The sequence below is a fragment of the Agarivorans sp. MS3-6 genome (assembly GCF_054112545.1).
Window position 1 is genome coordinate 2798869 of the sequence record NZ_CM134202.1, and the last position, 13371, is coordinate 2812239.

13 protein-coding genes are annotated in these 13371 nt (G+C 46.5%); 4 read left to right on the forward strand and 9 right to left on the reverse strand.

Going from position 1 to position 13371, the window contains the following annotated elements; all coding sequences use genetic code 11:
• Nucleotides 1–10: 10 nt before the first annotated feature.
• From ACVFI8_RS12935 to soxR, 7 genes are all read right to left on the reverse strand, one after another.
• Nucleotides 11–1240, reverse strand: a complete 1230-nt coding sequence (locus tag ACVFI8_RS12935) for a methyltransferase (protein ID WP_457871542.1) — start codon at nt 1238–1240, stop codon at nt 11–13.
• A 3-nt stretch (nt 1241–1243) separates the two neighbouring features.
• Entirely contained in the window at nt 1244–1840 is a 597-nt protein-coding gene (locus ACVFI8_RS12940) for a YitT family protein (RefSeq protein WP_457871543.1), read from the reverse strand.
• A 155-nt stretch (nt 1841–1995) separates the two neighbouring features.
• Nucleotides 1996–3285 (reverse strand): phosphoribosylamine--glycine ligase, encoded by a 1290-nt coding sequence (gene purD / locus ACVFI8_RS12945; RefSeq protein WP_457871544.1) that lies wholly within the window; start codon nt 3283–3285, stop codon nt 1996–1998.
• Between the two features lie 84 nt (nt 3286–3369).
• Nucleotides 3370–4962: a bifunctional phosphoribosylaminoimidazolecarboxamide formyltransferase/IMP cyclohydrolase gene (gene purH, locus ACVFI8_RS12950; RefSeq protein WP_457871545.1), complete on the reverse strand. Its 1593-nt coding sequence runs from the start codon at nt 4960–4962 to the stop codon at nt 3370–3372.
• A 271-nt stretch (nt 4963–5233) separates the two neighbouring features.
• Nucleotides 5234–7000 (reverse strand): sensor domain-containing diguanylate cyclase, encoded by a 1767-nt coding sequence (locus ACVFI8_RS12955; RefSeq protein ID WP_457871546.1) that lies wholly within the window; start codon nt 6998–7000, stop codon nt 5234–5236.
• Nucleotides 7001–7132: 132 nt separating this feature from the next.
• A complete protein-coding gene (locus ACVFI8_RS12960; protein WP_248713073.1) occupies nt 7133–7309 on the reverse strand; it encodes a DUF6435 family protein in 177 nt (58 codons plus the stop codon).
• A gap of 103 nt (nt 7310–7412) precedes the next feature.
• Complete coding sequence (gene soxR / locus ACVFI8_RS12965) at nt 7413–7865, reverse strand: redox-sensitive transcriptional activator SoxR (RefSeq protein ID WP_248713072.1); 453 nt, start codon at nt 7863–7865, stop codon at nt 7413–7415.
• 130 nt (nt 7866–7995) lie between these two features.
• Here soxR and ACVFI8_RS12970 point away from each other — a divergent pair, with 130 nt between their 5' ends.
• From ACVFI8_RS12970 to ACVFI8_RS12980, 3 genes are all read left to right on the forward strand, one after another.
• The gene (locus tag ACVFI8_RS12970; RefSeq protein WP_457871547.1) at nt 7996–8412 is read left to right on the forward strand and encodes a VOC family protein; all 417 of its coding nucleotides are present in this window, start codon (nt 7996–7998) and stop codon (nt 8410–8412) included.
• A gap of 124 nt (nt 8413–8536) precedes the next feature.
• The gene (gene zntR / locus ACVFI8_RS12975; RefSeq protein WP_457871548.1) at nt 8537–8944 is read left to right on the forward strand and encodes a Zn(2+)-responsive transcriptional regulator; all 408 of its coding nucleotides are present in this window, start codon (nt 8537–8539) and stop codon (nt 8942–8944) included.
• On the forward strand, nt 8928–9977 hold the full coding sequence (locus ACVFI8_RS12980; RefSeq protein ID WP_457871549.1) for an SO_0444 family Cu/Zn efflux transporter: 1050 nt from the start codon (nt 8928–8930) through the stop codon (nt 9975–9977). Before zntR ends, ACVFI8_RS12980 begins: the two co-directional genes overlap by 17 nt.
• An 11-nt stretch (nt 9978–9988) precedes the next feature.
• Here the strand turns inward: ACVFI8_RS12980 and ACVFI8_RS12985 are convergent, their stop codons facing one another.
• A complete protein-coding gene (locus tag ACVFI8_RS12985; protein WP_248713069.1) occupies nt 9989–10396 on the reverse strand; it encodes an META domain-containing protein in 408 nt (135 codons plus the stop codon).
• Between the two features lie 276 nt (nt 10397–10672).
• Between ACVFI8_RS12985 and udp the strand changes: the two genes are divergently transcribed.
• Nucleotides 10673–11440, forward strand: a complete 768-nt coding sequence (gene udp / locus ACVFI8_RS12990; RefSeq protein WP_457871550.1) for a uridine phosphorylase — start codon at nt 10673–10675, stop codon at nt 11438–11440.
• A gap of 146 nt (nt 11441–11586) precedes the next feature.
• Here udp and ACVFI8_RS12995 read toward each other — a convergent pair whose 3' ends face one another.
• The gene (locus ACVFI8_RS12995) at nt 11587–12750 is read right to left on the reverse strand and encodes a GGDEF domain-containing protein (RefSeq protein ID WP_457871551.1); all 1164 of its coding nucleotides are present in this window, start codon (nt 12748–12750) and stop codon (nt 11587–11589) included.
• Between the last annotated feature and the right edge of the window lie 621 nt (nt 12751–13371).

The window sequence follows — 13371 nt, forward strand, 5'->3', positions numbered from 1 at the left end:
GTATAGCAATTTAAGTATTAAGTTGGGGGGAGCTTAACTGAGCCTGTATTAATACATTACGTGGACTCGTTTGAAAGGGGAAAAGTTCCGTTAATGCCACACTATATCCCTGTTGCGCTAAAAACAAACAGCGATCGAGTAATAACCAGCGCTCCATTAGCGGACGAAACAAGTGTTGAACAAGTTCTATCTGCCGCACTAAGTGATGGCGCTGTGCACCCAGAGCTAAGTATTGGTGTTGATCAAAGTGCGCAGGCAAGTCCAATTGGTGTTGTTGGCAAGCCCAAAGGGCAAAGTCTTTAAATGGCGCATCTTTACTAAACCAGTGTTTCGCCACCGAGGGAAGCGCTTGATAGTTTGCGTTACCGCTGATGCTTTCTCGCAGGCACTGATAGCTTAATCGCCAGTGGATCTCGCGCTGGCGAAGGGTTTGAACCCGTTGGCCTGAAGTCACCGATTGGGCAACAGCCAAGCGTAAATCTTGTTTGCTTAAGCTGAGTGAGCTTTGTTGGGCACTGGCTGATAAGGCTTGATAGTGGGTATCTTTTATTAGGTGATAACAGCAGGGGCAAAGGCTTAAGCGTTGCGGTTTTTTTATGGCGGCTAGGCGTAGCAGTTGCAGGTGTAATTCACCACAGGCATGCAAGGCAACGACGTGTTGCTGTGAACTTAAAAACTGCTGACTGTGACTGTTTAATACATCACAGTGATGAAATTGTTGCGCTAATTTAAGTTGCTGAGCCAATTGCTCACCCGCTTGGCACAAGCTCTGCTGCCACTCTAAGCTAGTGACCGGTAAGTGATGATGAAAGCTAATTAACCGCCCAAGGTGACCTTTACCGGCGCACCACTCTAAAACAGGCCGTGTCTCGCCTTGCAGCTGTTGACTAAAGGCTTGGATCTGCTCGGCTTTTCGCCCTTTAATACCATTGCTAAGCCAAAATGGCGTAGCCTGTGTATTGTGGCTAGCAGGGTTTAATACCCATTGTTCTAGGCCTGTTTGTAGCCCGGGAAAATGTTCTGAAAAATGCGCTACCGCTAATTGCGGTTGTTGTTCTAGCCGGCCTATTTGTTCCGTATTCAGTGACGCTAATGCTGCAATCAGTGGCGGGTTGGTCCACGGCAATGCTGCTTGCTGAAAGGGGCTAAGCTGCCAATAGGCTTGATAGCGTGTGAGTAGCTGGTCGTGGCTTCTAAATAACGCCTCAAAGTGCTGGAGTGAGTGGCAAGACTGTGACATTTTCTAAGACAAACCTTGGTAGCGCCCGCTTTTATGGTTTAGTGCAATCACAATGTTTAAGGCGACGGCACCCGCAATAGACCATAACAATACATTTAAGGGCACTAAAAAGTAAGACGCCATGACAATCAGCACATCTAAACCCATTTGTACCTGGCCTGCTGGAATGCCAAAGCGTTTTTGCAAATACAAGGCAAGAATATTTACCCCACCCAAGCTGCCTTTGTGGCGAATTAAAATCAACATGCCGGTACCAATCAAAAAACCACCCGAGACGGCCGCGTAAGCGCGGTTGAGTTGGGCGATATCTATCACCCAATGCATGTAGTCGGTGAACAATGAAACCAGTACCACACAGGCCACGGTTCGAAAGGTAAAAGCGGCCCCCATCTTGGTAAAGCCCAACACAAAAAAAGGCAAGTTAATGAGCAAGAAAATTTGCCCAAAAGATAACTGAAAAAACTGGCTGGCAAGCAGGGCTAGCCCTGCAGTACCGCCGGTGAGCAATTGAGTTTCTTTAAAGAAAAATAAGCCTAAAGCTACCATGGTGGTGCCAATTAACAAGGCTAAAAAGTCTTCTAATAGATTGTGCCGTTCCATGATGCTCTCAATATTTCTATAGACAGTGAATAATAGCACCGATGGATACTTTGTGAGATAAAACGCTAAGGTGTTTTGATAAAACAAAAAAAACCACCACAATTATTAGTTATGGTGGTTTTATATGTTTAGTTTAACGCAGGCTAATGGCTGGTTTAGCTGTTTTCACGGGCTACAGCTCGGTAACCAATATCGTTACGGTGGAACATGCCCTCCCACGATACTTTTTTAACAAGCTCATAAGCATTGGCTTGCGCTTCAGTAACCGTGTTACCTAAGGCTGTAGCACACACTACACGGCCGCCGTTGGTGACAATGTTGCCATCTTTTTCACTGGTGCCAGCATGGAACACTTTCGCGCTAGCGGTTTCTTCGCTAAGGCTAGGTAAGGTCATCACATCGCCTTTAGGGTAAGCACCTGGGTAACCGGCTGCCGCCAGTACCACGCCCATTGCAGCGCGCGGGTCAAACTCAGCGGTTTGGTTATCTAGCTTGCGGTCTACCGCAGCTAAACAAAGCTCAACAATATCTGACTGCATACGCATCATAATGGGTTGAGTTTCAGGGTCGCCAAATCGGCAGTTGTATTCAATGATTTTTGGCGAACCGTCAGCCATAATCATTAAACCTGCGTATAAGAAACCGGTGTACTCATTGTCTTCAGCTGCCATGCCTTTAACGGTAGGCATGATCACTTCATCCATAATGCGCTGGTGAATGGCTGGCGTTACTACAGGGGCCGGTGAGTATGCACCCATACCGCCAGTGTTTAAGCCGCTGTCACCGTCGCCTACACGTTTGTGATCTTGGCTAGTTGCCATGGCTAATACGTTGCTGCCATCTACCATCACAATGAAGCTGGCTTCTTCGCCGTCTAAGAACTCTTCAATCACTACCCGCGAACCGGCTTCACCAAAGGCGTTGTCGGCTAGCATATCTTCAATCGCAGCAATGGCTTCGGCTTCGGTCATTGCAACAATCACCCCTTTACCTGCCGCTAAGCCATCGGCTTTAACTACAATTGGCGCACCTTGCTCTTTTACATAAGCAATCGCTGGTGCCACCTCGGTAAAGGTTTGGTAGTAACCAGAAGGAATGTCGTGACGTGCTAAAAAGTCTTTAGTGAAAGACTTAGAGCCTTCCAGTTGTGCTGCCTTTTCAGTTGGGCCAAAGATTTTAAGGCCTGCAGCTCTAAAGGCATCAACCACACCAATTACTAGCGGCGCTTCAGGGCCAACAATGGTCAGTTCAACTTGGTTTTGCTGGGCAAAGCTAAGCAAGCCTGCAATGTCTTCAACACCAATGGCTACGTTCTCAAGCTTTGGCTCAAGCGCAGAACCAGCATTACCTGGTGCTACAAATACTTTTTCAACTAAAGGAGATTGAGCAGCCTTCCATGCTAGAGCATGTTCACGGCCACCGCCGCCAATCACAAGTACATTCATTTTGTCTATCCAATACTGAGTAAACCGAGCTTGGCATGCCAAGCCAAAATACAAAACAGCCAGCACGAGGCTGGCTGTTGGTTTTTAGTGGTAGAAATGGCGCATGCCAGTAAATACCATCGCCATGCCGTGTTCGTCGGCAGCGGCAATGACTTCATCGTCACGCATTGAACCACCAGGCTGAATCACACAGGTGATACCAGCTTCAGCCGCGGCGTCAATACCATCGCGGAACGGGAAGAAGGCATCTGATGCCATTACGCTGCCGGCCACTTCTAAGTTTTCATCAGCGGCTTTAATACCGGCAATTTTGGCACTGTACACACGGCTCATTTGACCTGCGCCTACACCAATGGTCATGTTACCTTTGGCGTAAACAATGGCATTTGATTTAACGTATTTAGCTACCTTCCAGCAGAATAGTGCGTCACGCAACTCTTCTTCGCTAGGTTGGCGCTTACTCACAACACTGAGGTCGCTTTGGCTTACCATGCCTTGGTCGCGGTCTTGAACCAATAAACCGCCGTTTACACGCTTAAGCTGTAAACCTGTGGTTTTGCTTGACCACTCGCCACACTCTAATAAACGAACGTTTTTCTTAGCCGCGACAATTTGCGCTGCAGCGTCAGAAATTTTAGGGGCAATAATCACTTCAACAAATTGACGAGACACAATCGCTTCTGCGGTGTCGGCATCTAATTCACGGTTGAAGGCAATAATGCCGCCAAAGGCAGAAGTTGGGTCGGTTTTGTATGCGCGCTCGTAAGCCTCTTGAATATTGCTACCTAAAGCAACACCACAAGGGTTTGCGTGTTTTACAATTACACAGCAAGGCTCGTCGAATTCTTTCACGCATTCTAGTGCGGCATCAGTATCGGCGATGTTGTTAAACGACAAGGCTTTACCTTGTAGCTGAGTAGCTGTAGATACTGAAGCTTCTTCGATGTTTTTCTCAACATAAAAAGCTGCCGCTTGGTGGCTGTTTTCGCCATAGCGCATGTCTTGCTTTTTAATGAATTGGCTATTGAAGGTACGTGGGAACTTGCTCTCTTCGTCACCTTCTTTATTATCGCCGTAACTGGCGACCATGGTGCCAAAGTAGTTGGCGATCATGCCGTCATAAGCTGCCGTGTGCTCAAAGGCTGCAATGGCTAAATCAAAGCGTGTGGCATGCGTTAACGACTGTTGGTTATTGGTCATTTCTGACAAAACCCGGTCGTAGTCAGAAGCATTTACCACAATGGTGACGTCTTTGTGGTTTTTAGCTGCGCTGCGCACCATTGTTGGGCCGCCAATGTCGATGTTTTCTACGGCATCTTCAAGGCTACAATCTGGGTTAGCAACGGTTGCTGCAAATGGATATAGGTTTACTACTACCATATCGATAGCGTTGATGCCGTGACTATTCATCACTTCATCATCGGTACCGCGTCGACCTAAAATGCCACCGTGTACTTTAGGATGTAGCGTTTTTACACGTCCATCCATCATTTCTGGGAAGCCGGTGTAGTTAGAAACTTCAATGACTTCAATGCCGTTTTCGGCGAGTAATTTAGCGGTGCCACCTGTAGATAAGATCTCTACACCTTGCTGGGCTAAAGATCGTGAAAATTCGATGATGCCTGTTTTATCTGAAACACTGATCAGTGCACGTCGAATCGGTCGAGCGTTTTCCATTAGGGTTTTATCCTCATTAGCAGTTATGTGCGCTAGCGGTACAAGTTGCCCGAAAAATAAACAACTTAGGTTTGAGGCGCGCATTTTACAGTAAAAGTGTGAAGAATGCGCCGTTTTTAGCCAAAAAAAGTGCTCACTTAGACCCAAACAGCCACCTATAAAGGTAAAAAGTACCGCTATCACAAGCCGTTAACTGGGCATCGTTGACCGATTGCTGGCGAAAATGGCTGTCCTAGGCTTTGTGGGTGTTAGCCCTTAGTTTTTTGGCAGTTTAGCTGGGGCGGGTTGATGTAGGAGGGTCTTGAGAATGACTTAAATTTGCTGGCAGTTTGAAATTAAAGGTATTGCGGCCATTTTGCTTGCTGAGGTATAGCGCATTGTCTGCAAGGCTTATGATTTCTTCTAAACGGGTATCGACACTTTCGGCAATCGAAACGCCCACACTAATCGTGATATGTGATTGGCCTTCTACTTGAGTATGCTGATGAGTGATCTTCGCCTGATTAATGGCTTTAATTAAGCGCTTAGCGGAGTACTCAGCGTAGTCGTAATCACTGTTGCTAAGTATGGCAATAAACTCTTCACCGCCGTAGCGGGCAATTAAATCGCCTGGGCGCTTACAGATCCCTGACGCGGTAAGCACCTTAGCGACTTGTTCTAAACATACATCGCCTGCTGGGTGGCCGTAATGATCGTTAAACTGTTTGAAGTGGTCAATATCGATGAGCATGATGGTTATTGGGTAACCACCACGCTGGGCGCGGCGCCACTCTTGATCTAAGAACTCATCAGCACAACGGCGATTGGGTATACCGGTAAGGCTGTCGGTAATCGACTGTTTTTCTAGCTCGCGGTAAGCCACCCTGAGCTCTTGTTGCGACGCTTCTAAATCAGCGGTTCGCTCTTTCACCCGATCTTCCAGTACCAGTTGAGATTGACGCAATACTTGTTTGGCGTTGCGCTGGCTAAAATACAGTAACAAAAACAAACTGACCGCCACCAATAAAGAGCTCACTATACCCAGCACAACAATGTTACGAGTGCGGTTATAGATGGTAGACGTTTCTGCTTTGTCTATCTCGGTGGTTAGACCAAAATTGTAGGTAGGTTGCCATGTCCATGCCCCAACCACGGTTACGCCGCGATAATCTCGATAACCGGTGGTATTAAAGCTGGTTTCACCTTGGGTGGCACTTTGTGCCATCAATGTGAGCGCTTCAAAACGGTTGTCGGCTTTGGCTTGTGGGTCGGTAATGTACAAGTTGTTAATGGCCACTTGACCTGGTTCTAATAACCCTAATCGCAGCAGCTGTTCGTCAAATCGACTCGAGGAGAGCATTAAGCCGTTGCGATCAAAGGCATAGGTTTCACCTGAATTCCATATTCTGCCAAGTTGGGTGATGCGGCTAAAGTGGTCACTTTGGTTAACGCTGACAATTAGCACGCCAGTGACTCGTTGTTGTTTATTGATAACGGGAGCACTGAAATACATATTGTTTAGGCGTTTGGCTTTGGCGTCTTTGATGCCAGTGATGAAGGTGGCGTTACCGTTTATCACCTCGCGCATTTTATCGTGTTCAAACTCAAACAAAGGGTGTTGCTTAGTAAGCTGGTGATTCAGGTTAGAGCTGAGAATAGTGCCTTCAAGGTCACTTAACCAATAAGCGTTGTCTTGGTAAGTGCCCATCATTAGGGCAAAGCTGCGTTCAACATTGGCCTCGGCGCTAGCATGTAGCAAAGAAGGGCTGTTAGGGTTTTTAAGAATGGCTATCGACAGGTTTATACGCTCCGATTGCCCAGTATTACTCAGCTCTAATAGGCGGTGCTGGATCCAGATATGGTGAGCTTCCTGGGTTGCCCTAAGCACGGTACGCAACGATTCTTTAACTTTAAGCTCAACCTCGTTCTCAATGTTTTCTAGAGCAGTAAACACGATCGCCAAAATAGCTAAGCTAAACAGCGTTATCACGACGATAACGTTTCCTAGCTTCACATACTTTGGTTTTGCCTGTTGGTTTGAGCCTAAGTGATCGTTCACTAACAATATGCACACAAAATGGTTGATAATTAAGCAGTATGGGCTAGCTCGGCTTGGGGCTCAACTTTTGACCTAAAATAACTTTTATATCAATATCTTGCGGGCTTATGATTTATTGTATTCTTGTGCCTGTTATTTTGACTGAGCTTCTAGCTGTTCGATTTCTTTCCACAATTGATCGGCATCGGCACTCAGCATTGAATAGGTCATGATGTCTCCACGGCGTTGGGCTAACATTGCCGATTCAAGTAACAAATCATATTTTTGGCGTTTCCGCTTAACTGGATTAGGTTTTAGAAAATTAAACATAAAGGCTCCTTGGTTGCTCATTAACAACGGATCGGAGCATTAAAAAGTTCTTTGCGAGTGAAAATATTTATGAAGAACTAGGGCTTAATAGTTTTAGTTCGCGTTAAGTTGGGCGGTTCAGAATAACTGGCCCAGGCCCCTGTTTGGCGAGTTCATCATCGGGGTTATACAGCGGACAGCTGTTCATCGATAAACAACCGCAGCCAATACAGCCGGTTAACGAATCTCTTAAGCGCGTTAGTGCATTAATCCGTTGATTGAGGATTTGCTGCCATTGCTGTGACAGTGTCTCCCAATCGACTTTAGTGGGGGTGCGTTGGTTGGGTAAACGAGCAAACGCGGCATGGATGTCAGCCAAGCTTATCCCCATTGTTTGCGCCGCTTTAATCACCGACACCCTTCTCAATACATCGGGGGCATAGCGCCGTTGATTACCTTGATTGCGTTCACTGTGAATTAAACCTTTGCTCTCGTAAAAGTGCAGCGTGGATACCTTAATACCACAACGTTTAGCTACTGCTCCTACCGAAAGAGCCTGCCTAGGGGGCTTGTTCATGTTGTTCTCCTGTTTCAACTACTTTAGGTAAAAAACTGCTTTACCTCAACTTAACTTGAGGTTTTATGCTGTTAAGCAGAACGGTGGCAAGGCCACTGGTAATTTAAGCGAACCAAGCAAGGAGCAAGTTATGTATTTAGAGCACTTAAATCTTGTCGTCACAGACATGGATCAAACGTTAAAGTTTTACCGTGCCGCATTTCCGCACTGGTGGGTACGCGGCGAAGGCCAACAAACATGGCATGGGCTAGAGCGTCGTTGGTTGCACTTTGGCGATGACCATCACTACCTCACGTTTAACGACAATGGTTACGGGGAGAACCGCCCATTAAAGGGTAACCAAATTGGCGTAGCGCATTTTGCCTATGTTACAGCAGATCTCGATGGCCTAATCGGCCGTTTACTGCAAGCGGGTTATGAGATCCATCATGAAGGGGCACAAAGCCCGCATCGTCGCAACGTGTACTTTCGCGATCCCAATGGTTTTGAGCTTGAATTTGTAGAGTATTCTTCAGATTTGCCTGAACAGCGTAATCTTTATCATTAACCCTTCAGTTGCTGACGTGTTGCACCTTTAAAGCCTGAGTCTCAGGCTTTTTTTTATTTCTTGATGAAAACTATTGACCCTGTACCAAGCTACAGGGTTTATTATAGAACTGACGGAGGAGCCTATGTATAAAATTGGTGAGTTGGCAACATTAAGTGGTTTGAGTGTAGAGGGCTTACGTTTTTATGAACGCAAAGGCTTATTAACCCCGGCATCACGTGGGGCCAACCAGTACAGAATGTACAGCGAACAAGACCTAGTCCGTTTGCGGTTTATTCAACGAGCCAAGCAGGCGGGCCTATCAATAAAAGATATTCTTGAGCTACTCAATTTACGCGAGCATGCCGCTACCGCTCGTTGTCACGATGTCAGCAGCGTAGTAGGGCATAAACTGGCTAAAGTACAGCAGCAGTTGGCCGAGTTGCGCGCCTTCGAAACCACCTTGCAAACGCTACACAATGCCTGCTGCGGCGGTGAAGAGAGCGCAGCGTCTTGTTCAATACTAAAGGCCTTAGATGATGTTATTGAATAACTTTATTAGTTTGTTTTTAAGCGCCGCGCCTTGGTTGTTTTTAGGCTTTGTGATTGCGGCGAGTTTAAAGCTAGGGCTACCAAGTCGCTGGCTGGCCAAGCACCTTGGCAACAATAAGCCCAGTACCACCATAAAGGCGGCGTTTATTGGGGCGCCATTGCCGCTATGTTCCTGTGGGGTGATACCGGCGGCGATGGGCTTGCGCCGAGCGGGCGCCTCTAAAAGTGCCACCACTTCTTTCTTAATTGCCACGCCCGAAACGGGAGTTGACTCGGTGGCAGTCTCTTATGCCTTATTAGGTCCTGTAATGGCGATTATCAGGCCTATTGCAGCCATTTGCAGTGCCATCATCGCTGGCTTGTTAGTGGGCAATGGTGAAGAGACTAAACCTACAGCCAGCGAAGTTAAAAGCTGTTGCAGTGGTAAAAGTAAGTGCGCTAGCGCCGCATCTGCGCCGCCTGCTAAACCCACTGGAGGGCAAAAGTTGAAAGCGTGGCTTACAAGTTTTGTAGAGCTGGTGGAAGACAGCTACTTGTGGTTATTACTGGGGCTAGCATTTGCCGCGCTGATTCAAAGCTATTTACCCGAAAGCTTTATGACCCGCTGGGGACAAGGTTGGATAACCATGATCGTTATGGTGCTGGTAGGGGTGCCTATGTACATTTGTGCCACTGCTTCAACACCGATTGCCGCAGGCTTAATTATTGCGGGGATCTCACCGGGGGCCGCATTGGTATTTATGCTCGCGGGGCCGGCTACCAATATCGCCACCTTAATGTTGGTACGTCAAGAAATGGGCATGCGTGCCTTGGTGGCGTACTTAACTGGGGTTATTGCTAGCGCAATGCTGTTTGGCTGGGGGTTAGACTGGGCGATTGGTCAGTGGCAATGGCAAGTAAATCCAGTGGCCTGGCAAGAAGAACAACTAGTCAATAGCGGCTGGGTTATCGCAACTAGTGGGCTGATCGCCATGTTAATGCTATTTGCCGCGGTAAAAGATCTGCGGCAACGCTGGTTTGGCGCCGCCGCTTAAATCACTAATACTTAATTAGTAGGAACGCGTTTAAACATCGCGCCGTTGTTTAAACGCAAGTGTTCGCCGTCACTGATGATCGGCAGATCTAATGCTTGAACAAATTCCATTTCTATTTTGTTTGAGGTTTCTTCGCATAACATACGGGTCATGCCAATGGGCTGGTTAACCGTTAATTGCTTGCCATCCCATTCGGCTTGGCCAAAGAAGTTATTACAACCTGTCGTGCCAGATATTTTATAACCCTTTTCATTTTCTTCTAGGGTGAAGGCTGGCAATTTAATATCGGCAATATTATAAAAGTCACCGGTCATATACCAACGGCTGTCGGCTAAATCCATGCTTGGCTCCGATTGATTACTGGCACAGCTGGTTAACCCCAACGCAAGTGTTAAACCGATAATAAGCTGTTTATTCATGGTTGTTACCTCAAGTAAGCACAAAAACTGTTTCAAGATAGTGTAGAACACTCCGCTGACGAAAAGTTCGTTTATTGACAAAATTATTGCTGTTTAAGTCAGGCAGAACCGAAATATTGGCGTAGCGAGTAGAACGTGCTCTCAATCAACATAAGCAGTTATTATCAAGCTTATTTGGGCTAAGTTAAACTCAAATGCGAGACGTTTCACACTTATTGCGCAGTTATCGTCCTATGCTTCTGGCATCAATCATAGGACGAAATCAAGCAGGTAGACATGAATAAGCAAGCGAGTGTATTTCATTTAGGCTTAAACCCTGAGATGTTAAAAGGGGCCACCTTGGCCATTATCCCAGGCGATCCCCAGCGAGTAGAGCGCATCGCCTCATTACTTGAAGAGCCCGAATTTTTGGCTTCGCAGCGCGAGTTTACCTCGTATCTTGGTCAGTTAGGTGGAACCCCAATCGTGGTGTGCTCTACCGGTATTGGCGGGCCGTCTACGTCTATCGCGGTTGAAGAGTTAGCCCAATTAGGAATTACCACCTTTTTACGGGTAGGCACCACCGGCGCTATTCAAACCAACATCAATGTGGGTGATGTTATCGTCACGACTGCCTCGGTGCGCTTAGACGGGGCCAGCAGCCACTTTGCGCCTATGCAGTTTCCCGCTGTGGCCGATTTTTCTTGTATGCAAGCCTTACACAGTGCAGCCATTGAGGCTAAAGCCACTTGCCATGTAGGAGTTACCGCATCGAGTGATACCTTCTACCCGGGTCAAGAGCGCTACGACACCGTATCTGGTCGAGTGACTAAAGCTTTTCAAGGATCAATGGAAGAGTGGCAAGCCATGGGCGTGCTTAACTTTGAAATGGAAAGCGCCACCTTGTTTACCATGTGTGCCTCACAAGGCTTAAAGGCAGGGTGTGTTGCTGGTGTTATTGTTAACCGCACTCAGCAAGAAATTCCAGACGAAAGCTTAATGAAAAATACCGAGCACCAAGCGGTAAATATTGTGGTTGAAGCCGCACGTAAGATGCTTGGCTAAACAAAACGCTAACCCCGCTTGTGCTTGGGTTAGCGGTTTTTTGCACAGTTACGACCCAGTAAATAGCTAACCCTATTAACAGTGTTGACGCTATGAGAGCCACCAACGCTGAGTCTTCGCTAAAAAGTGGTTAGTTATAACCGTGTTTATAGCGCTGCTATTGGGGTATTGGGCAACACCATGTTACTGCTCTTAGCCACTTGGTGTGTGGTACACACTTTATTTCTTCCGGTTTTCTTCGCCTCATATAGCGCTTCATCGGCCATTTCTAATAGCTTTCTTGGTGCTTCTTTCGCCGCTGTTAGTGCTGCTACCCCTAAGCTCATTGTTACCAGCAGTGATCCTTTATTGGTTTCAAAAGGTGCACTTGAAATTTCTGACAGTAAGCGTTCACCAATAACAAGGGCGGTATTGATGTTGGTTCGCGGTAAAAAAACCACAAACTCTTCTCCACCAAATCGTCCAAAAATATCATCCTCGCGTAATAGCTTGCGGCATCGGGTGGCCACTTCAAGTAACACTTGGTCGCCAACGGCATGCCCATAGATATCATTAACACTCTTAAAGTTGTCGACATCAATCATGATGACAGAATACTGATGACCAAAATTATTAGCTTTGCCAATCTCTCCATCACCAAGCTCTAGCACCTTTCTGCGATTATACACTTGGGTCAAGGCATCTATTTCGGCATTCTTCTTTAGTTCTTCAAGCGCACTGTATTCACGCCGGCGAAGGATAGAAAATTGAAGATAAACGTAGGCACCAAAACCATTTACAACCAGCAGGAACAGCAACGAGGTGTATATATAATTGACCGAGGCATACCCTAACAAAGCGCAGGTGAATAAATAGAGGCTACTACCGGTAAGGCAAACAGCCAACACGCTTATAAATCGCGGAGGGAAGCTAAGGTAGAACAATAGAACAAGGATCGACACACCTGGAATACCTACATACTCAAACAATTCCGCCTTGATCGTTAATTCTGCTGATTCACCCAGCAAAACGAAAAATAGAAGCCCACAAATAATCTTGTTTAACAGCGTGGTGTATTCTTTTAAAAAAAAGCCACACACCCCAACAGCCAGCGCAATGAGTAATACCGACGATCTCATAATCAATAAATCTCTCAGCATTGATTCAGAGTTAGTCACCATAACATCACCAATAATAGCGAAAAAATAGGCTAAGCCTCCGGCAAAGCTAGCAAAAATCATTCGTTGTTTGAGTTGCTCCCACTCTTTTTTCCGGAAGGCCATCTCCATCATTGGATTGGTAAATTCGCCCATCCGCCCAACTTTGTCCATACAACAATACCTGTATCAATGATCCCAACATAAAAACTCAATAAACCCGCCCAAGAGCATTGCACTGTCAACAATAGCAAATTAAATCAGTCTGTTAGCGTTTCTTATTGAGAGGGCATCCTACTACATCAATGCTGACGTAACACGCTATTTAGGCGGGGAGCGGTGCTACTTACGCGGGTATTTTGGTTGTCTCCATTAATTTGGTTAATAAATGACTCGTTTAGGCCTAATCTGAGGAAGAGAGACAGCTGCGCACTATTAACCTGGCAAAAAGTCAGTCATTTTTTGATGAGGCTATAACCCTATTGTGTGCTGTAAACGGGTTAATTCAAGACACGCCCCCCTTGGATAAGAAGCTATACTCGTTGGAGTCATCGCCCTGATAATACTGTAAACGGTTGTTGGCGCGGCGTTTATGAAGGTCAGCCTATTAGGCTTGTTGAGCTGTTTAGGTTTAGACAAATACATTCTGGTCGTAGATATAAGCGTTGGGAACGCTTCTCTCCCTATCTGCAGCTAACGATATAAAAGGTCGTGTGAACCAAGCAGGAATAAAGCATCAGATTATTGTCGACTTGAAAAGCGCGGTGTCTTTATCATGAGTAAACGGCTAACAAG